We start from the raw sequence: 19,088 nt of genomic DNA, 5'->3' as shown, positions 1-19,088 counted from the left end.
TGAGTCACTGCTGTTTTCTGCTTTCGTTCTCCACGATACTGAATCATAGAATTGTTATGCCAATCGCGCGTGAACATCGCTGGCTCTACCCGATTGACTGGCGTGAACTATCTGCCTTCATCCGGTTTGGCCGCGCCAAAGGACGCTGCGAACATTGTCAGCGCCCGCATGGTCGTCATGTGCTGCATCTGGGCGATGGTGTTTGGTGGGATGAGGACATAAGCAGGTGGCGCAACGGGCAGGGCAGGTGCGTTCGCCGCCTGCCGCCGCCCGACGCCCTCTTATGCGCGCAACCTGGCTTCGTCGGCATTGATCCACCTTCACAAGTGCGGATCACGCGCGTGGTTCTTGCTAGCGCGCATCTGAACCATGATCCGAGCGATAACCGACCACGCAACCTCGCTGCACTCTGCCAGCGGTGCCACATGCGCCACGACGCCAGCGAGCATCGCCGACGTCGGTGGATCAACGCCTTCCGTATGCGTGCGATCGGCGATCTATTTGCCTGATCCGAAATCTCCTGCTGACCGCCTGGGAGCTAATCAAAGATCACTCAGTCGGTGAATCGAACGCTGTCAGGATTGGGCACGGCCCTGCCGATCCCGAGCCGCACTCGCTGGCAAGCCGACGCAGCGAAGCACGCGCCTGTTCAAGCTCGGCGATCTTCGCATCCAGCGCCGCCATCTGCTCATGGGCGAGCTGGCGCGCACGCGCGCGATCGTCGGTCGCATCCAGCGCCAGAAGCTCACCGATCTGCTCGAGCGTGAAACCGGCTGCCTGCGCCGAGCGGATGAAGCGAAGGCGGCGGGCGTCATCGGTGCCGTAGCGCCGGATGCCGCCTCCGGCGCCAGCCCCGGTCGGCCGGTCTGGCTCGTCCAGCAAACCGCGACGCTGATAGTAGCGCACCGTTTCGACGCCGACGCCGCCCTCGCGCGCGAGCGCCGCGATCGTCATGCCGGTCATGCCTTGACTCCGTACTATGGTACGGACCCTATATAGGCGGGGCGAGGATATTGGAGAAGCGGCATGGCGAGCGCCCCCGCCAAACAGGCGACGATCTACCGGATGGTGATGCCGGAACATACCTGCCCTTTCGGGCTGAAGGCGAAGGATCTTCTGCGCCGGGAAGGCTATGCGGTCGATGACCATTGGCTGATGACGCGGGAAGAAACCGACGCTTTCAAGGCGAAGCACGGCGTCAAGACGACCCCGCAGATCTTTATCGCCGGGGAGCGGGTCGGCGGCTATGACGATCTGCGCCGCTTCTTCGGCAAGATGGTCCGCGACCCCAAGGCCGTCACCTATCGCCCGGTGATTGCCGTGTTCGCGATGACGGCGCTGATGGCGCTCGCCGCCAGCTATGCGGTACTCGGCACGCCCTTCACGGTGCGGGCGGGTGAATGGTTCATCGCGTTCTCGATGTGCGCTCTGGCGATGCTCAAGCTCCAGAACGTCGAGAGCTTCTCGAGCATGTTCCTCAACTACGATCTGCTCGCGAAGCGCTGGGTGCCCTATTCCTATGTCTATCCCTACGCGGAAGGAGCGGCGGGCGTCCTGATGGCAGCCGGCGCGTTGACCTGGCTGTCGGTGCCCGTCGCGCTCGTTATCGGTACGATCGGCGCGGTGTCGGTGTTCAAGGCCGTCTACATCGACAAGCGTGAGCTGAAATGCGCGTGCGTGGGCGGGGACAGCAACGTGCCGCTCGGCTTCATCTCGCTCACCGAAAACCTGATGATGGTCGCGATGGCGCTGTGGATGATCGCTGCGCCGCCCGTGCTGGCGATGGCGCACTGACGCGAAGGTCGGCACGCGTCGTCAATGCGGGCTGATCGCCGTAACTTCTGCCGTCATACCCTTCGCCTTGGCGGTGAATGCGACCCGCTGCCCCGACCGCAGTCCCTTGAGCAGGGTCGGGGGGGATGCCCGGAAGGTCATCGTCATTGCGGGCCAGCCGATCGTCGGGATCGGGCCGTGCTTGATGGTTACGGTTCCACCTTTCGCGTCGACGGCAGTGATCGTCCCCGATCCGCTGCCGGATTTTACAGCCGATGCAGCCGGCCTGCTGCCTTGAGCAAGAGCGCTCGCTGCGATCGGCGTGACTAGTAGCATGAATGCGGCGCGCATGGAGAAAGTGGCTTTCATCAGATCTTCCTTTCGGGGCGGGTTGAAGCTCGCCGCCGCAAGAGCAAGTAGGCGGCTGGCAGGATGAACATGGAGAGGAAAGGGGCGGTCAGCATTCCACCGATCATCGGCGCGGCGATCCGGCTCATCACCTCCGATCCGGCGCCATGCCCGATCAGCACGGGGAACAGCCCGGCGACGATGACAGCGACGGTCATCGCCTTGGGACGTACCCGCAACAGCGCGCCCTCCCTGATCGCTTCCGATACTTGCTCGCCCGACGGTGACGGCCCGCGCTCGGCCAATGCGTGTTTCAGGTAGATCAGCATGACGACGCCGAACTCCGCCGACACGCCGGCGAGCGCGATGAACCCGACACCTGTGGCGACCGATTGCGCATAGCCGAGCAGCCATAATGTCCAGATGCCGCCGGTCAGCGCGAAGGGCAGTGTGCCCATGATAAGCGCCGCCTCGTCGAGGCGACCGAAGGTAAGGTAGAGGAGAAGGAAGATGATCGCGAGTGTCGCCGGCACGACGAGCATCAACCGAGCCTCGGCACGCTGCAGATACTCGAATTGTCCGGAATAGGCGATCGAGACGCCGGGGCTGAGCCGAACATCTTTGCCAACAGCACGGCGCAGATCGGCGACCGTGGAGGCCAGGTCGCGCCCGCGCACGTCGACATAGACCCATGTCGAGAGTCGACCATTTTCCGTCTTGAGCATCGGTGGACCTTCCGCGATCGACACGGATGCGACGGTGCCGAGTGTGATCTGCTGACCCGATGCGGTGACGATTGGGAGAGTTCGCAGTCCCTCCAGACTGTCACGCAGCTCGCGGGGGTAGCGGACGCTGATCGGGTAGCGGGCAAGGCCCTCCACCGTCTGGCCGATCGTCTCGCCGCCGATCGCGCCGGACACAATCTCCTGCACATCGGCGATGTTGAGACCGTAGCGCCCCGCGGTCACCCGATCGATATCGACATCGACATAGCGGCCTCCGGTCAACCGTTCTGCCAATGCCGAGCTGACGCCCGGCACGGTCCTGGCGACACGTTCGATGCTGCCGGCGATGCGGTCCAGCTCGGAGAGGTTGGACCCCGACACTTTCACCCCGATGGGACTCTTGATGCCGGTCGCGAGCATATCGATCCGATTGCGGATCGGAGGCACCCATACGTTCGTGAGGCCGGGCACGCGCACTGTGCGGTCCAGCTCCTCCACCAGCTTTGCCGGCGTCATCCCCGCGCGCCATTGATCGCGCGGCTTGAATTGGATGGTCGTCTCGAACATCTCGAGCGGTGCCGGGTCGGTCGCGGTCTCGGCGCGTCCGGCTTTGCCGAACACGGTTTTGACCTCGGGAACGGTTTTTATCAGCCGGTCTGTGCGCTGGAGCAGGGCCGAGGCGCTCGCGGCCGAAAGGCCGGGAAGCGCGGACGGCATGTAGAGCAGATCGCCCTCATCCATCGTCGGGATGAACTCGCCACCCAATCGGGTCAGCGGCCATGCCGTCGTCGCCAGTACCAGGGCGGCGATGCCGATCGCCGCCCAAGGCCGCGCCAACACGCGGTCGAGCGCCGGGCGATAGGCACGGGTGAGCACGCGGTTGATAATGTTGTCGTTCTCGGCCGGAATGCGTCCCCGGATCAGCCATCCCATCAGGACCGGCACGAGCGTTACCGACAGGATCGCCGCTGCCGCCATCGCATAGCTCTTGGTGAAGGCGAGCGGGGCGAACAGCCGTCCCTCCTGCGCTTCGAGCGTGAACACCGGCACGAACGACAGCGTGATGATGACGAGGCTGAAGAACAGCGCCGGCCCGACCTCGGCCGCGGCCTCGGTGATGACGCGCCAGCGTTCCTCGCCCGCCAGCGCCACGCCCGGATGGTCGTGTTCCCATCGCTCGATCCGCTTGTGCGCGTTCTCGATCATCACGATCGCGGCATCGACCATCGCGCCGATCGCGATGGCGATACCGCCCAAAGACATGATGTTGGCGTTCACCCCCTGCACACGCATGACGAGCAAGGCCGCGAGCACCCCCAGAGGCAAGGTGACGATCGCGACCAGCGCAGACCGGACATGCCACAGAAACAACCCGCAGATGATCGCGACGACGACGAACTCCTCGATCAGCTTGCCCGTCAAATTCTCCACCGCGCGGTCGATCAATTGCGAGCGGTCATAGGTGGTGACGATCTCGACGCCGGGGGGAAGGCTCGCTTTCAGTTCCGCGAGCTTGGCCTTGACGGCTTCGATCGTCTGCCGTGCATTCTTGCCCTGACGCAGGATGACGACTCCGCCCGCGACCTCGCCTTCGCCGTTCAGCTCGGCGATGCCGCGGCGCATCTCGGGGCCGATCTGGATCGACGCGACGTCGCCCAAGGTAACGGGGACGCCGGCACCGGCGACCTTGAGCGGGATCGCGCGGAAATCGTCGACGGTGCGCAAGTAACCTGACGCGCGCACCATATATTCGGCTTCGCCCAGCTCGAGGACGGACCCGCCGGCCTCCTGATTGGCGCGGCGAATGGCATCGACGGCCTGAGTGTGCGTGACACCGAATGCGGCGAGCCGCGTCGGGTCGAGCAGCACCTGATATTGCTTCACCATTCCGCCGATGCTCGCCACCTCCGCAACGCCGGGCAGCGTTTTCAGTTCATAACGTAGGAACCAGTCCTGCAAGGATCGGAGCTGCGACAGGTCACGGCGGCCGGTGCGGTCCAACAGCGTGTATTCATAGACCCAGCCGACCCCCGTCGCATCAGGACCCAGCGCGGCCTGCGCGCCTTGGGGAAGCCGTCCCTGCACCTGGCTCAGATACTCCAGCACGCGTGAGCGCGCCCAATAGAGGTCGGTCCCATCCTCGAAGAGGACATAGACGTAGCTGTCGCCGAAGAACGAATAGCCGCGCACGGTTTTCGCGCCAGGCACGGACAGCATCGTCGTGGTGAGCGGATACGTCACCTGGTTCTCGACGATCTGCGGGGCTTGGCCCGGCCAGCTCGTGCGGATGATGACCTGCGTGTCGGACAGGTCGGGGAGCGCATCGACGGGGGTGGCACGCATTGCGAACACCCCGGCCATGGCGAGCGCGATGGCCGCCAGGACGACGAGGAAGCGGTTCGCGACCGACCAGCGGATGATCGCGGCAATCATCGCCCAGCCTCGCGCGTCATGCGGCGCAGCGTTGGACCATCGGCGGGTTGATCAAAGCCGAACCGCACCCGCTCACCCTTGCGATACCCACGCACCAACGCGGGATCGGCGACGCGGAACGTCATTGTCATGGCCGGCCAGCCGATCGCCGGAACGGGCTGATGGGACAGGGTGACGGAACTGCGATCGATCGCCTCGATGCTGCCGACCGTCTCGTAGATCGACGCGGTGGGTTTCACGGCCGGCTTTGTTGCGGGTGACGCTTCGACACCAATCGGACGCGCATCGAGGCCAGCGAGGCTCGCTTCGGAGTCGATCAGGAACTGGCCCGACGCGACAACCTTCTCACCCTCGGTCAGGCCGGCGACTATCTCGGTTTTGCCGCCGCCTTCTGCGCCAGTGCGAACCTCGGCGGGTCGAAAGCGTCCACCCGGCCCTGCCAACATGACGAGTGTGCGCCGGCCGGTCCGGATCACGGCCTCACTCGGAACAAGGAGTGCATCGCGGCTCCCCTGGTCGAGCGCCACGCTGGCGAACATACCGGGGCGCAACCGGCCGGCACGGTTGGGGAGCTCGACGCGGATTGTGAGCGTGCGGCTCGCTGCCTCGGCCTGGGGCAGGATCGCAGCGATGCGGCCCCTGAAGCTTTCGCCCGGGAAAGCCGCCAGCGTGGCGATGACGGGCGTGCCGATCCGCAGGTTTCCTGCGAGGGCCTCAGGGACAGCCGCGTTCAGCCACACGGTGGCGAGGCCGTTCACCTCCGCCAGTGTCTGTCCTTGCGCGACCGTCATCCCCTGTCGGACGCCGAGCGTCTTGATGACGCCCCCCACGGGCGTGCTGATCGTCGTCACACCTTGCGGTCGGCCGCGCCACTCCGCCGATGCAATCGATCCGGCGGGCATCCCGAGAAGCAACAGGCGCTCTCGTGCCGCCCGCGTGAGCCCGGCATCCCCGGTGCGGCGCACGGCGAGATACTCCGCCTGCGCGCCCGCCCATTCGGGCACAAGGATATCGGCGAGCGGGGCGCCTGCCGGCACGACATCGCCTGGCGCGCGCGCATAGACGCGCTGAACGAAGCCGCCGCTGCGTGCCTGCACGACCGCAACGTTGCGGTCATTGAACTCGATGCTGCCGGTTGCCGAGGCCGAGTTTGACAACGATCCGCGTTCGACCGTGACGATCCGCGCGCCGAGCCGCTGGAGGCTGGCCGGATCGATCGCTACGCCCGGTGCGGCGCTACCGCCTGCGCCCTCGTCGGCATAGCGGGGGATCAGTTTCATCCTCATCGACGAGAGACCCGGGCCGTCGTGCCGCTCCCCCGGGATCATCGGATCATACCAGTAGAGGATCTTCTTCTGCGGGGCTGGGGATGCCGTTTGATCGGCAGCCGAGGACGTGCCAAGTTTCGCGAGCCCGAAGCCCACGCCCCCTGCGACCAGCACCAGCGCGCTTACCGCGGTGACAAGGCGGGCGCGGGTAATGGTAGTGTCGCTCATCGATCGGCGCTCCCGAAGGTAATGGTGAGGCGGACAGAGTCTGCGGCGACGAGCGCCTCACGGTCGAGCACGGTCAGCTCGGCGTCGGCGAGCGCGGTCTTGGCTTCGATGGCATCCGCAAGACTCGCGCGACCGGCAGAGTAGCTCGCTATCTCCAGATCGGCTCGCTTCCGAGCGAGCGGAAGGAGCACGTCGCGCGCGCGCTGCCATTGGCTGTGATGCATTTGGTGGTCCGCCAGCGCGGCCTCCAGATCGGCTGCCAATGTGCGCCGGGTTTCTTCGCGCGCGGCCTCGGCCTGCGCCTGTGCGGATTTGCGGGCTTCGATGCGCGGGTTCTGACGCGATCGAGCGAACAGCGGCAGGCTCATCGAAACTCCCGCCGACACCATGTCGCCATACCGGGGGTCACGGCGTTGATAAGCTACCTCTACCCCCCAATCGGGTCGCTTCTCCGCTCGCGCCGCATCCACGTCGGCCTGGGCGCGCTGAATACCGGCCTCGGCGAGAACCATGTCGGAGTGAAGGCTGAGCGCGTCCCGCAGCCGCGCCGGAGCCAGATCGATCGCGGGCATATCGCCGGCAATCTCGGGCGCCGATACGCCGGTCCAGCGAGCCAGCATCGCGCGGGCGCGCGCAACGGCGGCCATCAACTCGTCGCGGCGGTCGTCGAGTGCCGCGATCTCCTGATCGGTCGTCAGTGTCTGACCAGGGCGGACCGAACCGGTCGTCACGGCGGCCCGCGCAGCGGAAGGGAGAGATCGAAGGAATAGCAGAACGGTGTCGAGGGCAGCTAGTCGACGCTCGGCATAAGCAAGGTCGATCCATGCCTGCCCCGCTCCCAATCGCACCTCCCGGAGCTTGGTCGCTTGCGATGCTTCTGCCGTTGCGATCACGGCGCGTGCCTGCGCTTGCGCGGCATGACGCTTGGCAAGGTTGGGTAGGTCCTGTTGGAAACCGACACGCCCCATCGTCATGTCGTCTCTGGATAGGGAGAAGGCGGGTGGCCCAGAGACAGGATAATTCTCGATTCCGATCGACACACGGGGGTCCGGAAGGCTTCCCGCCGCACGTGCATCGGCTTGGGCGGCGCTGACCCCCGCGCGACCGGCAACCGCTCCCGGGGCGTTGGCAACCGCATCGCGCAGCGCTTGGTCATAGGTAAGTGTCTGCGCGTGCGCGGCGCTCGTCGTGAGCGCGGCGACCGCGAGCATCATGGATGCGCGCATCCCTCTAGTCCCTTCATGTCATAATGATGGCCGGGCTCCAAATGGTTGATCGGAGCCCGGCACCTGTTCAGGCTCGCCAGCTTAAGTTGACTGGCCGCCCTTCATTGACATGCAGGCGTCGCGACCGCGTTCCATCATCGGGCACACGCAGGCGCTCGACTGGGGAACGTCCGTAACCCATACGCGACGTGGGGCTTGAAGCGGCGCCCGCGGGCCCGGCTGGTAATTGGAACGCCACTCCCAATGACCATTGCTTTTATTTTCAGATGTGGCCGCCGTCGCTGCCGACGCGGCGAGGCTAGCGGCAAATACCGCCAAGATGAACGTTTTCATGTCACTTTCCAATTTGATCGAGATTTAAAATCGGCAGAGCCGCAACCGGCGAACGGCTGCAGCCTGACACGGCTTGACTCGATCAAACGGTAGGCGGTTCGGGCTCGGGAGCGACGTTGAGGCCGGCAAGTGCCCGGCTGGCAGGCCAGATAACGATTTGAGATGCGATCGAGCGCTTCAGCACTCTTGCCGGCTCCTCAAACGTCATGGGAACAACGCATCCCATTTGGGCGATACACGCCAGCGTCAGTCCTTTGCATGGGTGTTCCGATGACGGATCCGGGGTCGCCATACCCGCGCAATCCATGCGGGATGGGGTGACATGGCTCATCGCCATCTTGGGTGAGAGCGATGGGCCGGCCGCATACGCAATTCCTTGGCCCAAAAGGCCAAGCAACGCTCCAACAAGAAGCAAGAGAGAAAGACGAGCTTTCAACACCCGGATACTATCCCAATTGTCAACGCCGAGGTCAATACGGGTGGTTTGCCGGGTGCCGTAGTGCCGGCATGAAGCGCCGGGGAAGATTTGCCGCTCACAAGACAACCTGTCGTTTAGGCGCCGTGGCTAGCAAAGACACGCCGGCCAGCGGCACCGAACGCAATGACGTCATAGGGCTGGGTTCTCATGCCGGGCACCTCCATGCCCGGTGAGCCCATCGGCATTCCGGCCACGGCCAAGCCGCGCACGCCTTTAGGATGCTGGGCCAGCGCGCGCTTCATGTCCGCGATCGGGACATGTCCCTCAAACGCCATGCCGTCGATGATCGCGGTATGGCAGGACGCGAGGTCAGCGGGCAGGCCGATCTTACGCTGCAGCACCTCACGGCGATCATCGTCGATGATCTGGACCTTGCGGCCGAACTGCTGACGCACCTGCGCCGCCCATTTCTCGCAACAGCCGCAACCCGGATCGCGGTGCATGGCGATGTCGGCCGCGGCCGATGCGACCGCTGGGATGGTCATTAGCAAGGCGGCGACGGCGCCACGAACACCATTCTTCATCATCAGCTCCTAAAAGGAAATCCCCGCCCTGCCGGGGGGTAGGGGGATCGACAGGGCGGGGCAGCGCTCCCTTATTGCGGGCGCTTGCCGTGCTTGCTGAGCCACGCCTGCAGCTCGGCAATATCCTTTTCCTGTTTCGTGATCGTCATCTGCGCCATGCGCTTGGTCTCGGCGTCGCGCGCGTCACGCACCGCAACGCGCGACATGGCGATGGCGCCTCGGTGATGCTCGATCATCTTGCGCGTCCACATTTCGGCCGCGTCGCCCTGCTTGGCCGCCATCATCTTCTGATGCATGTCCATCTCGGCCTGGCCGTAGGGATTGCCGGCCATCATGCCCGCCATGTCGTCGTGGTTCATGCCGGCCATCTGACCGTGGTTCATGCCCTGCATTCCGCCGCTCTGCTGCGCGAGGGCGGGCGTGGCGAGCAGCGCCAAAGCTGCGAATGTTGGTGCGAAGCGCATTATTGATCTCCCTGGGTTCTAAGACTTCTACGCGTGCGAGGCGGCTATCCCTCACCCGGGGTGCTAGAACGCGCGAGAAATTGTCAGGAAACAGGACTTTATTTCCGAGGGCTACGCTCCTGAGCCGCGTATATTATGCCTCGATCACGATGTTGCGACGCCGCGTTTTGGGCCATCGCATGTAGAGAAGCACTGCCCCCCCTAACCAAAGCGCAAGCCCACCGATCGCGAAGGCGAGCAGCCAGGGCGTGTTGAAGTTCTCGTGATTCGTCCAATCCATGATGTGAAGGCCCCAGAAGAAGTCGTAGAGCCGCCAAGTGCCGGTTCGGACAGCCGAGATCCGACCGGTGTCGGCCGCGACAAAGACGCGGGTGGAATCGAGGTCGGCGAACGCGACGCGCCAGGCGGGGAGCGTGCCGCGATATTCGGGGCTGGCGCGCTCGATCCGCTCTACCTTCGCCGCTGGTCGAGCACCGCCACGCCATGCCAAACGCGCGATCTCCTCGGCCTCACGAGCCGTTGGTGCTGGCAGCGCTTGGCCCGTCGCGGCGTCGAACAGGCGCGTTCCCTTGGCTGTCGCGACCTCGGCGACCGGGCGGCCAAGCCACATGCGATAGGTGATGGCCTCGATGGGCGCATCTGCTGCGCCTACGATCGCCGATGGTGGGGCGAACGTGCTGCCGCGGGGAAGGGGCGCCGCGGCTTTGCGGTCAACGAGGTGATCGCCATGCACCCGATCGATCGGCAGGAAGCTCATCAGGGCGCCGCTTGCGAACCATAGCAGGAGCTGCGCGCCGATGATGATCGCGAGCCATTTGTGCGTGCGGCTCGCGAGTAGATGCAGCCTCAGTTTCGCGCTTTTCAGAACCACTCCTCCCTCAACCTCGTCGCCGGGGTCACTTCATACCCGGCATGTCCTTCATCATCTCGTCGTGATCGGCCGGGGCGCTCGCGACCAGTGCCTTATACTGTTCGGGCGTCATGCCGGGGAGCTTGCGGACGAACGCGACCATATTCCAAATTAGGGGGTCGGGATGCGTCTTGCCCCATGCCGGCATGGCGCTGAGCTTCACCCCGTGCTTGATGATCCAGAATTGCTGGGCGGGGGTGAGATCTTGAGCGCGCGCGAGTTCCGGCGCCTGTGGATAGAGGCCCTGGCTCATCTCGGATTTCTCGACGCCGGGGCCGAGATGGCAACCGGAACACATTTCTCCGTAAAGGCCCGCGCCGACTGACACGCGCTGCGCCGATGCCAGATCGGCCGGGGGTGTTATGCCGCGCGCGCGTGCCTCAATCGACCGATCGCGCAGGCGTTCGAGCATTGAATAGACCGCCGGCGTGTGCGGTTCGTCGGCCGCGATGTTATACACGCCAAGGTAGATAAACGCGGCTGCGCCCAGCGCCAGGACGATCGCCAGGGCGCCTACGAACGGCAGGCTCGGGAAGTGCTGCCTTATCGAGCGCCTGCCGTCTTGAGCCATCTGTTCCTCCATCGATCAGAACCAGACACGAACGCCGGCGACGATGCTCTTGGACGTTGCGCGATCCCCATCGGCGCGCGCGTAGCGGGCGGTGTCGCCGAAGCGGCGATCCCATGACACGCCGACATAGGGGGCGAACTCGCGCCGGATCTCATAACGCAGCCGCAATCCAAGCTCGGCGTTGGATAGGCCCGATCCGATCCGGTTTTCCGGCACGTCCTGCGCAGCGAAATTGAGCTCGGCGCGCGGTTGCAGGATCAGCCGCTGGGTGATGCGCTGGTCGTAATAGCCCTCAAGCCGCCCTAGCAGGTCGCCCTTGTTGGACAGGAATACCGCGCCCTCTAGCTCGAAGAAGCCCGGTGCCAGCCCCTCCAGCCCGACGGTCGCATAGGTGCGTTTCGGGGACGGCCCCAAATCCTGGCGGACACCCGCTTGTAGATTGAAATAAGGGCCAATGGTCCGGCTATAGAGCGCCTGCACCTCGGCGCTCTCGATGCCCTCGCGGAAGGCTCCCTCGCCCTCAGACTTGATGAAGAGGCGGTTGATGTCACCCCCGAACCACGCCTCGCCATCCCAGCGATAGCCGTCACGACCGTTGCGGAATTGATACTCAGCGAGGTTCAATAGCACCTGGCTGAAGTTTTGACCGCCGTGATGCTGCTGAAGGTGATGGCGACCCATCGCCATCGCGTCCGCGCCGTAAACGCTGTCGGCCGCATGGTCGGTCGGCAGGGGCGGGGCGGGGGCGTTTCCTGCGGGAAGCGCGGTGCCAGTCTGCTGCACCCCATCGGCCGCCATGCCTGGCATTCCGGCCATTCCCGACATGCCCTGCATGTCGTGGCCGCTGTGCTGGTCGGCTGGCATGGTCATCCCCGGCATCGCCGAATGGTCCATGCCCTGCATCGGCTGCTGGGAGCCCTGAGGGACCGTTTGGCCGTTTCCGGGCATCTGCATCCCCGGCATGGCTTCCATGCCCTGCTGTGAGCCCTGCGGAGCCGCATGGTCCATGCCGGGCATAGACGAGTGATCCATGCCCGGCATGGTCCCGTGATCCATACCATTCATGCCGGCCGTTGGCGCGGCGCGGCGTTTCGTCGTCGAAGCTGATGGTCGCCTCGCAGGAGCTGACCTAGTCTTGGCCGGCTTGCCTTTGGCCGTGGGCTTCACCACCGGCTTCTTTTTCGCAGGCATCGGCATGGTCATGCCCGGCATTGCCGAATGATCCATGCCCTGCATCGACTGAGCGGCGACAGGACCGGCGATGCCGAGCATGGTGGCGGCGGCGAGCGCCGCGGTCAGCCGGTTCATGCCGCCTCTCCCGCGAACGGGCGAACGGTGACGACGCGCATCATGCCTGCGGTCATGTGGTAGAGATTGTGACAGTGGAACGCCCAATCGCCGGGTGCATCGGCGGTCAGATCAAAGGTCATCTTGCCTCCAGGCGGCACGTTGACGGTGTGCTTGCGCGGCGCATGATTGCCGTGCCCCGTCACCAGCTCGAAGAAATGGCCGTGGAGATGGATGGGGTGCGGCATCATCGTATCGTTGACCAACGTCACCCGCGCCCGCTCGCCTTTGCGGAACGGGATGGGGTCGGCGGGATCGCTCAGCTTCTGCCCGTCGAAGCCCCACATGTAGCGCTCCATGTTACCGGTCAGATGGATCTCGAACTGACGCGACGGCGCGCGCACGTCGGGGTTGGGCGCGAGCGAAACGAGGTCGCGATAGGTGAGGACGCGGTGATCCAGGCCCTCCAGACCCTGGGGCGGTTCACCGCTACGGTCCTTCGGCATCGGGGAGATGGTCTGCACGCCCGGCCCCATCTTCACGCCCGGCGCATTCTTCGGGTCGCGCATGTTCATGTTCATGCCGCCACCCGACCCGTGGTCCATCCCGGCCATGCCGCCAGCCTGGCCCGATCCGCCCGACATGGCACTATGGTCCATGCCGGCCATGCCAGCACCGCCCGCTGCCATTTGGCTATGGTCCATCCCGGGCATTACAGCGCCGCCCATCTGGCTGTGGTCCATGCCCGACATGCCGGACATGCCCGCCATCGCTGCGCCTGCCGCGACCGTCCCGTGATCGGTCGGCCCCTTCCAGCCCGTCAGCTTCCAAAGATTGCGCGAGGCGTTCTGCATCAAGGTGGGGTCCGGCCCGCGCGTGGCGACCGGGCTCTCGTCCTTCATGCCGGACATGCCCTGCATCCCGCCCATGCTCCCCATGTCCATGCCCATATCGGTCATGGTCAGCAGCGTGCGCGGACGAAGCGGCGGGACCGGGGCGACCATCCCCTCACGCGGGGCGAGCGTCGCCCGGCCCATGCCGGAGCGATCGATAGCCTCGGAGACGAAGCTGTAGGCCCGGTCCTCGGGCGTCACGATCACGTCGAACGTCTCGGCAACGCCGATCTGGAACTCGTCGATCTTCACCGGACGGACATTCTGCCCATCGGCCTGCACGACGGTCATCGGCAGGTCGGGGATGCGGACGTTGAAGTTGGTCTGCGCCGCGGCGTTGATGATCCGCAAGCGGACCCGCTCGCCCGGCTTGAACAGCCCCGTCCAGTTGTCATACGGCCCGTAGCCGTTGACCAGGAAGGTATAGGTCGAGCCGGTGACGTCGGCGATGTCGGCGGGGTCCATTCGCATCTTTCCCCACTCGATCCGGTCCTTGAGCGGCATTTCCCGACCCGCGAGCAAGCCCGCGAGGGTCGGCCGCTGATAGTTGAAATAGGCGCCGCCCATCTGCTTCAGCTTCCGGAAAATCTGCTCGCCGGTCATCTGGCTGTGGTCGGACAGCACGATCACATGCTCGCGGTCGAACGCGATCGGATCGGCACCGGCCGGGTCGATCACGATCGGCCCGTAAAGTCCGCCCTGCTCCTGCTCGCCGGAATGGCTGTGATACCAGTAGGTGCCCGACTGGATGATCGGGAACTCGTAGATGAAGGTCGAGCGCGCCTTGATGCCGGGGAAGCTGATGCCGGGCACGCCGTCCATCGCGAACGGCACGAGCAGCCCATGCCAGTGGATCGAACTGTCCTCGTCGAGATTGTTGGTGACGGAGAGGCGGACCTTTTGCCCCTCCTTCAAGCGAATGAGAGGGGCCGGCACCGTGCCGTTGACGCCGATTGCGGGCGTCGACTTGCCGTCGACGGGAAGTCTGAAACTGTCGATCGTCAGCGCGATGTCAGTGCCCGAGACGGTCGGCAGCGGTTTGACGATCCCGCCCGAGACAGGCTGCGCCCACGCGGGCATATAGGCGGTCAGCGCCATGCCACCGCCAGCAAGGGCGGCGCCGCGAAGCATCTGGCGGCGATCGATAGTGCGGCTCATACGGTCCTCAAGGCTCTCGAACGGGAGTGTCCCTCTAGCCTTGATACGCAGCTCAGGGCGCTATCCCTCAGCGCCCGCCCAATCGCTCCAGCAACTTCGATCGCGCGCGATAGAGGCGGGTTTCTACCGCCTTTTCGCTGATCGACAACACTGCCGCGGTTTCAGCCTGGCTCAACCCCTCGATCGTGCGCAGCACCAAGGATTCCTTCAATGCGGTCGGCAAGCCCGCAATGGCGCGCGTCACGCGGTCGAGTTCCTGTCGGTCGCCCGTCGCGTCGTCGATCGCCACCTGGTCGTCTGCAATGGCTTCGGCTTCCGGGCCGATCGGTGCGGCGAACGCCAGAAAGCGCCGCACGGTGCGCTTGCGCCCCCAATCGCGGCACTTGTTGATCGCGATCGTCGATAGCCACGCGCGCATCGATCGATCGCCGTCGTAGCGGGGCAGGGCCTGATGCGCCGCGACGAAGGTCTCCTGCAGAAGGTCCAGCGCCTCGTCGGCCTCGCCGACGCACGCGCGCACCATGCGGAAGATTGACTGCCGATGGCGGCGCATGATCTCGGCGAAGGCGGCTTCGCGCCCGGCGATGCTGAGGGTCGCCAGCTCGCCGTCCGTAAGCGTGGTCCAGTCGAGGCTCACGCGCCGAACCTCAACGTGCGTCGTCGGTGAGCGCCTTCACCACGGCCTGATCGAACTGGCCGGTCTGATTGGGCCGCAAGAGCTGGCGCATGGCGAAGATGTGCGCCAGCGTCGCTTTCTGGAGCTCGCCCATGACGGCGTGGCTCTGGTCGACCGCTGCGGCGACGCGCGGCCCGTTGCCATGCTCGGCCTCGATCGCTTCAGCGAGCCGGGCATTGTTCGCCCGCAATTCCAGCTCGAATGCGCGCCGCTGCACGGCGAAACGCTGCTCCAGCACTTCAAGTCGCGCTTCCTGGTTGGCGTCCAGCGCCAGCTTATGATGCAGCACGTCGTGCAGCTCCGAGCCGGGCTGGGCACGTGGCGGAAGTAGCGCCCGCCCCACGAACACACCGATGATCGCGGCGATGAAGCACGCGACAATGCCAAGCAGAAGGCGGATGCGGCCGCTCATTGCACGCCGACGAGCAGCGTGGAGGGCGCGAGCGGCGACACCGGCCCCAAGGGCGATAGCGAAGCCGCGCTGGCTTCCTTCGCGGGCACACCGGCACCGAAGATGCCCATGACGAGCGCCGCAGCGATCGTCATTGCCCCAACGCCTAAGCCGGCGCGCGCCGCTGGACGTGCGGCGACCCGCGCCAGCACGCGATCTTCCATGCCATCAAGGCTCGCGGGCACGGGTGCTTGCGCCAGCCTCATCAATACTGCGTCGAGGTCCATGTCGTTCACTCCACCCCTCTAGCATGGATTACGCAAGCGACGCGCCCATCCCTCAAATCCATCCGTGAGGGGTGGTCGATCGGGGCGCGTAATGAAGGACAGGAACCCTCCTGTCGAAAGGCCCCCTATGCGCCGCCTATCCGTTCTGACTGCTGCTGCCGCTCTCGTCATGTTCGCCGGAACGGCGAACGCCCATCCTAAGCTGGTGTCGGCATCGCCGGCCGCCAATGCGACGGTCGCGAAGCCCGCTCGTATCGAACTTCATTTCAGCGAGAAGCTGATGCCAGCCTTCTCCAAGGCCGATCTCACGATGGCAGCGATGCCCGGCATGGCAGCCATGAAGATGGCCAGCGCCTCCGCGCTCTCGTCCGATGGCCGGACCCTCGTCATCACCCCGAAATCGCCGCTCCCATCGGGTCGGTATAGCGTCGCGTGGAATGTCGTCTCGACCGACACCCACAAGGTCGCAGGAACCTACGTCTTCGCGGTGAAGTGAGGCGATGGGGGACTGGTCGCTTATCGGCGTCCGCTTCGCGCTCTACGTGACGCTGGCTGCGCTGTTCGGCCTTGCCGCATTCAGCCTTTATGGGCTGCGGGCGCGCGAGCGCGGCGACGCGCTCGCGCTGCGTCCCTGGTTCATCGCCAGCGCTGGCCTGAGCCTGTTGTTTTCAGGCGCCTGGGTCGTGCTGATGGCCTCCTCAATGGCCGGAACGCCGGCCTGGCCGATCGACCGTGAAGCAGTCGGCGCGCTGCTCACCGGCTCTGCGATCGGAGCAGCATGGAAGCTGCGCATGGTCATGGTGGCCCTCGCGGCGCTGGCAGCGCTGGTCGCGGGCGGGCGCGGCATCTGGCTGAGCATCGTCGCGCTCTGCTCGGCCGTGGCACTCGCAACGCTGGCGTGGACCGGACACGGCGCGATGGACGAAGCCGTGATGGGCTGGGTCCACCTCATCGTCGACATTCTCCATCTGATCGCCTCGGGCGCTTGGGTTGGCGCACTACTGGGGCTGCTCCTGCTCGTCTCCCGACCCGCGGCGCGCGTAGACGCGGCGCATCTGGGGCTGACGCACCGCGCGCTGCACGGGTTCGGCGCGATCGGGACGGTTGTGGTCGGCACGATCCTCGTCACCGGCCTGGTCAACGGCTGGATGCTGGTCGGGATCGGCAACCTCGCCACGCTTCCTGCGACGCTCTATGGTCAGCTCCTGATCGCAAAGCTGGCGCTGTTCGTCGCCATGCTAGGGCTCGCCTCGCTCAACCGCTTCCGGCTCACGCCGGCATTCGAGCGGTCGATCGCAGCGGACGATCACAAGGGCGCCCTCGGCGCGCTGCGGACAAGTCTGGCGATCGAAACCGCCTGTGTCATCGCGGTTCTCGGGCTGATCGCCTGGCTCGGGACGCTCGCGCCGCCTGCATCGGCGATGTGATGCGCGGCCGGGGAGCCCTCGCGGTCCCCGGCCGTTCACGGGGCCGCGCCTGATGGATCAGTCGATCCTGCTCGACGAGACGGGGAGGATGCTGGCCGTGGCCGGCCTGATCTGCGTGGTGCTGCTCGTGCCGATGATGATCGTCGGGCTGATAATCAGCATCATCCAGGCGGCGACGTCGATTAGCGAACAGACGCTGAGCTTCGTGCCTAAGCTGATCGCGCTAGGCGTATGTTTGGTGATTTTCGGGAGCGCAGCGACCGAGCTCCTGACCAAGTTCACGGCCGAGCTGTTCGCTGTGATCGCGAGCATGGGCCGTTGATATGCAGATAGCTGCGCGGGCGGGCGACCGCCCGCGCAAGCCCCGCTATGCCGCCATCCGATCGCAGGAATCGGCGCACTTCCGGCACGCTGCCACGCAATCCTCCATGCCGCCCAGGGCCTCGCAGCTCGCTGCGCAAGCCCGGCAGATCTCGGCACACTCGCGGCAGATATGCTGATGGTGGGCGGACTTGCGCGCCATGAAGTCGATCGCAACCGCGCAAATTTGCGCGCAGTCGGCCATGATCTTCATATGCTCGGGCGCGGCGTGCTGGCCGCCCATTTCGAGGCAATGGTTCATCGCCATGTGAAGACAGGTCACATGGCATTCGTGGCAGGCGTCCATGCACGCCTTCATGCCGGGGTCGATCTGGTGCATCGCATTATCTCCGTATGAGCCCCCGCCTGTTCCTAGATACGCGCGCCGCGCGATCACCCCTTGCCGCGATCTCCGTCGTTCGCGGCAAGTTACATGGCCCACCGACCGAACAGCGTCGCAACGATGATGCCCGCGCCAAGCATGATGAGCGTCAACACTGTCATTGCGGCGATCTGAGGTCCGGTCACGCGCGCGCCGGCCGCCATGCCGCTCATCCCTGCCATTGCGTCGTGTCCCATGTCCGGCATCGGCGTGGCCGATTGCCGGTCCGCGCCGACTTCGTGTCCGCCATGCCCCAGCGCGCGCACCGTGCCCATGCCGTGCTTCAAGCGCACGCCAACCAGCCAAAGGTTGATCGGATAGGCGACTGCGAACCCGACGAGTGTCGCCAGCGACATGACGCCCCAAAAGCGGAGCGAGCTGGCGTGCATCGCGGCCATGTCGCGGCTCATCAACACCACCATCGTCGGGATCATGCCGGCCATGACGGCATTCATCGACAGCCATTCGGGGATGAACGACATGCGAAGCGCGCCCCAATAGGAACCGCCCGCCATGTCGCGCATGAAAAGCGCCTGGAAAATCAGCAGTCCGAACGCGAAGCCGAACACATATTCCGCGATCACGTCCTGCCACATCGGCAGGCCGAGCGCCGTGGTGATCGCGGCTGCGGCGATGACGCCGGTTGCATCGCCCGCCATGCAATGGATGGCCGAGCCGAACGCCTGCTTCCAGAGCGGTCGAACGAAATCCTCGTGCCGCTCGTTCGCCGGCTCCTGGCAGGACAGGACATAGGCCGCGGCCATGATCGGGCCACCATAGAGCGTGACCAACAGCCACCCCCATTTCATCACGCGCAGCTCGGGGTTGCGGGTGAAGGCATCCCACGCGACGTAAGCGACCGAAAGGGCGGTCAGCACGAACCACCCGATCAGCACGGCGTCGAGCCAGGGGGCCGGGGATGGCATCGTCACGGCAGCACTCCTCT

General features: G+C 65.3%; 21 protein-coding genes. 5 read left to right on the top strand and 16 right to left on the bottom strand.

The window, feature by feature from the left end:
• Nucleotides 1–56 precede the first annotated feature (56 nt).
• The gene (locus tag RF701_RS16795; RefSeq protein WP_043060763.1) at nucleotides 57–509 is read left to right on the top strand and encodes a hypothetical protein; all 453 of its coding nucleotides are present in this window, start codon (nucleotides 57–59) and stop codon (nucleotides 507–509) included.
• Nucleotides 510–549: 40 nt separating this feature from the next.
• On the opposite strand, the gene RF701_RS16790 is transcribed toward RF701_RS16795, so the two are convergent.
• Nucleotides 550–963 carry a MerR family DNA-binding protein gene (locus RF701_RS16790; RefSeq protein WP_018251207.1) on the bottom strand — a complete coding sequence of 138 codons (414 nt, stop codon included), beginning with the start codon at nucleotides 961–963 and terminating at the stop codon, nucleotides 550–552.
• A gap of 63 nt (nucleotides 964–1,026) precedes the next feature.
• Here RF701_RS16790 and RF701_RS16785 point away from each other — a divergent pair, with 63 nt between their 5' ends.
• On the top strand, nucleotides 1,027–1,794 hold the full coding sequence (locus tag RF701_RS16785) for a glutaredoxin family protein (RefSeq protein ID WP_017980773.1): 768 nt from the start codon (nucleotides 1,027–1,029) through the stop codon (nucleotides 1,792–1,794).
• Nucleotides 1,795–1,815: 21 nt separating this feature from the next.
• Here the strand turns inward: RF701_RS16785 and RF701_RS16780 are convergent, their stop codons facing one another.
• The 13 genes from RF701_RS16780 to RF701_RS16720 form a co-directional block, all read right to left on the bottom strand.
• Nucleotides 1,816–2,142, bottom strand: a complete 327-nt coding sequence (locus RF701_RS16780; protein ID WP_017980774.1) for a copper-binding protein — start codon at nucleotides 2,140–2,142, stop codon at nucleotides 1,816–1,818.
• Nucleotides 2,142–5,279: an efflux RND transporter permease subunit gene (locus RF701_RS16775; RefSeq protein ID WP_018251208.1), complete on the bottom strand. Its 3,138-nt coding sequence runs from the start codon at nucleotides 5,277–5,279 to the stop codon at nucleotides 2,142–2,144. The genes RF701_RS16780 and RF701_RS16775 overlap by 1 nt, the downstream gene beginning before the upstream one ends.
• Nucleotides 5,276–6,775, bottom strand: coding sequence for an efflux RND transporter periplasmic adaptor subunit (locus tag RF701_RS16770; protein ID WP_043060764.1), 1,500 nt, complete (start codon nucleotides 6,773–6,775; stop codon nucleotides 5,276–5,278). The genes RF701_RS16775 and RF701_RS16770 overlap by 4 nt, the downstream gene beginning before the upstream one ends.
• Complete coding sequence (locus RF701_RS16765; RefSeq protein WP_018251210.1) at nucleotides 6,772–7,989, bottom strand: TolC family protein; 1,218 nt, start codon at nucleotides 7,987–7,989, stop codon at nucleotides 6,772–6,774. Before RF701_RS16765 ends, RF701_RS16770 begins: the two co-directional genes overlap by 4 nt.
• 897 nt (nucleotides 7,990–8,886) lie before the next feature.
• Nucleotides 8,887–9,339 carry a DUF411 domain-containing protein gene (locus RF701_RS16760; protein WP_017980778.1) on the bottom strand — a complete coding sequence of 151 codons (453 nt, stop codon included), beginning with the start codon at nucleotides 9,337–9,339 and terminating at the stop codon, nucleotides 8,887–8,889.
• Between the two features lie 68 nt (nucleotides 9,340–9,407).
• A complete protein-coding gene (locus tag RF701_RS16755) occupies nucleotides 9,408–9,773 on the bottom strand; it encodes a DUF305 domain-containing protein (protein ID WP_018251211.1) in 366 nt (121 codons plus the stop codon).
• Between the two features lie 160 nt (nucleotides 9,774–9,933).
• Nucleotides 9,934–10,671: a PepSY domain-containing protein gene (locus RF701_RS16750; RefSeq protein ID WP_017980780.1), complete on the bottom strand. Its 738-nt coding sequence runs from the start codon at nucleotides 10,669–10,671 to the stop codon at nucleotides 9,934–9,936.
• A gap of 25 nt (nucleotides 10,672–10,696) precedes the next feature.
• Nucleotides 10,697–11,293 (bottom strand): cytochrome c, encoded by a 597-nt coding sequence (locus RF701_RS16745; protein ID WP_017980781.1) that lies wholly within the window; start codon nucleotides 11,291–11,293, stop codon nucleotides 10,697–10,699.
• A gap of 3 nt (nucleotides 11,294–11,296) precedes the next feature.
• The gene (locus tag RF701_RS16740; RefSeq protein ID WP_043060765.1) at nucleotides 11,297–12,589 is read right to left on the bottom strand and encodes a copper resistance protein B; all 1,293 of its coding nucleotides are present in this window, start codon (nucleotides 12,587–12,589) and stop codon (nucleotides 11,297–11,299) included.
• Nucleotides 12,586–14,619 (bottom strand): copper resistance system multicopper oxidase, encoded by a 2,034-nt coding sequence (locus RF701_RS16735; protein WP_018251213.1) that lies wholly within the window; start codon nucleotides 14,617–14,619, stop codon nucleotides 12,586–12,588. Before RF701_RS16735 ends, RF701_RS16740 begins: the two co-directional genes overlap by 4 nt.
• Before the next feature lie 67 nt (nucleotides 14,620–14,686).
• The gene (locus RF701_RS16730; protein WP_018251214.1) at nucleotides 14,687–15,256 is read right to left on the bottom strand and encodes an RNA polymerase sigma factor; all 570 of its coding nucleotides are present in this window, start codon (nucleotides 15,254–15,256) and stop codon (nucleotides 14,687–14,689) included.
• Between the two features lie 10 nt (nucleotides 15,257–15,266).
• On the bottom strand, nucleotides 15,267–15,707 hold the full coding sequence (locus tag RF701_RS16725) for a periplasmic heavy metal sensor (RefSeq protein WP_017980786.1): 441 nt from the start codon (nucleotides 15,705–15,707) through the stop codon (nucleotides 15,267–15,269).
• A complete protein-coding gene (locus tag RF701_RS16720) occupies nucleotides 15,704–15,973 on the bottom strand; it encodes a hypothetical protein (protein ID WP_020486670.1) in 270 nt (89 codons plus the stop codon). The genes RF701_RS16725 and RF701_RS16720 overlap by 4 nt, the downstream gene beginning before the upstream one ends.
• Nucleotides 15,974–16,100: 127 nt before the next feature.
• Between RF701_RS16720 and copC the strand changes: the two genes are divergently transcribed.
• The 3 genes from copC to RF701_RS16705 are packed head-to-tail and all read left to right on the top strand — an operon-like array spanning nucleotide 16,101 to nucleotide 17,722.
• On the top strand, nucleotides 16,101–16,469 hold the full coding sequence (gene copC, locus RF701_RS16715) for a copper homeostasis periplasmic binding protein CopC (protein ID WP_020486671.1): 369 nt from the start codon (nucleotides 16,101–16,103) through the stop codon (nucleotides 16,467–16,469).
• A 4-nt stretch (nucleotides 16,470–16,473) separates the two neighbouring features.
• Nucleotides 16,474–17,400, top strand: a complete 927-nt coding sequence (gene copD / locus RF701_RS16710) for a copper homeostasis membrane protein CopD (RefSeq protein ID WP_017980789.1) — start codon at nucleotides 16,474–16,476, stop codon at nucleotides 17,398–17,400.
• 52 nt (nucleotides 17,401–17,452) lie between these two features.
• On the top strand, nucleotides 17,453–17,722 hold the full coding sequence (locus RF701_RS16705; RefSeq protein WP_017980790.1) for a flagellar biosynthetic protein FliQ: 270 nt from the start codon (nucleotides 17,453–17,455) through the stop codon (nucleotides 17,720–17,722).
• Between the two features lie 45 nt (nucleotides 17,723–17,767).
• Here RF701_RS16705 and RF701_RS16700 read toward each other — a convergent pair whose 3' ends face one another.
• Nucleotides 17,768–18,100, bottom strand: coding sequence for a four-helix bundle copper-binding protein (locus RF701_RS16700; protein WP_017980791.1), 333 nt, complete (start codon nucleotides 18,098–18,100; stop codon nucleotides 17,768–17,770).
• Between the two features lie 89 nt (nucleotides 18,101–18,189).
• A complete protein-coding gene (locus RF701_RS16695) occupies nucleotides 18,190–19,068 on the bottom strand; it encodes a DUF4396 domain-containing protein (protein WP_017980792.1) in 879 nt (292 codons plus the stop codon).
• Between the last annotated feature and the right edge of the window lie 20 nt (nucleotides 19,069–19,088).

It is taken from the genome of Sphingomonas sp. GV3 (genome assembly GCF_031082075.1).
In the GTDB taxonomy this organism is placed as follows: domain Bacteria; phylum Pseudomonadota; class Alphaproteobacteria; order Sphingomonadales; family Sphingomonadaceae; genus Sphingomonas; species Sphingomonas beigongshangi.
The sequence above is the reverse complement of the archived record's forward strand: the minus strand, read 5'-3'. Positions and strand labels throughout refer to the sequence as shown.

Bases quoted from the DNA above. Each gene is read 5' to 3' on its own strand.
- RF701_RS16725 (WP_017980786.1), bottom strand. From the start codon at position 15,707: ATGAGCGGCCGCATCCGCCTTCTGCTTGGCATTGTCGCGTGCTTCATC.
- RF701_RS16785 (WP_017980773.1), top strand. From the start codon at position 1,027: ATGGCGAGCGCCCCCGCCAAACAGGCGACGATCTACCGGATGGTGATG.
- RF701_RS16760 (WP_017980778.1), bottom strand. From the start codon at position 9,339: ATGATGAAGAATGGTGTTCGTGGCGCCGTCGCCGCCTTGCTAATGACC.
- RF701_RS16695 (WP_017980792.1), bottom strand. From the start codon at position 19,068: ATGCCATCCCCGGCCCCCTGGCTCGACGCCGTGCTGATCGGGTGGTTC.
- copC (WP_020486671.1), top strand. From the start codon at position 16,101: ATGCGCCGCCTATCCGTTCTGACTGCTGCTGCCGCTCTCGTCATGTTC.
- RF701_RS16780 (WP_017980774.1), bottom strand. From the start codon at position 2,142: ATGAAAGCCACTTTCTCCATGCGCGCCGCATTCATGCTACTAGTCACG.
- RF701_RS16765 (WP_018251210.1), bottom strand. From the start codon at position 7,989: ATGATGCTCGCGGTCGCCGCGCTCACGACGAGCGCCGCGCACGCGCAG.
- RF701_RS16795 (WP_043060763.1), top strand. From the start codon at position 57: ATGCCAATCGCGCGTGAACATCGCTGGCTCTACCCGATTGACTGGCGT.
- RF701_RS16700 (WP_017980791.1), bottom strand. From the start codon at position 18,100: ATGCACCAGATCGACCCCGGCATGAAGGCGTGCATGGACGCCTGCCAC.
- RF701_RS16770 (WP_043060764.1), bottom strand. From the start codon at position 6,775: ATGAGCGACACTACCATTACCCGCGCCCGCCTTGTCACCGCGGTAAGC.
- RF701_RS16735 (WP_018251213.1), bottom strand. From the start codon at position 14,619: ATGAGCCGCACTATCGATCGCCGCCAGATGCTTCGCGGCGCCGCCCTT.
- copD (WP_017980789.1), top strand. From the start codon at position 16,474: ATGGGGGACTGGTCGCTTATCGGCGTCCGCTTCGCGCTCTACGTGACG.
- RF701_RS16745 (WP_017980781.1), bottom strand. From the start codon at position 11,293: ATGGAGGAACAGATGGCTCAAGACGGCAGGCGCTCGATAAGGCAGCAC.
- RF701_RS16775 (WP_018251208.1), bottom strand. From the start codon at position 5,279: ATGATTGCCGCGATCATCCGCTGGTCGGTCGCGAACCGCTTCCTCGTC.
- RF701_RS16720 (WP_020486670.1), bottom strand. From the start codon at position 15,973: ATGGACCTCGACGCAGTATTGATGAGGCTGGCGCAAGCACCCGTGCCC.
- RF701_RS16705 (WP_017980790.1), top strand. From the start codon at position 17,453: ATGGATCAGTCGATCCTGCTCGACGAGACGGGGAGGATGCTGGCCGTG.
- RF701_RS16790 (WP_018251207.1), bottom strand. From the start codon at position 963: ATGACCGGCATGACGATCGCGGCGCTCGCGCGCGAGGGCGGCGTCGGC.
- RF701_RS16740 (WP_043060765.1), bottom strand. From the start codon at position 12,589: ATGAACCGGCTGACCGCGGCGCTCGCCGCCGCCACCATGCTCGGCATC.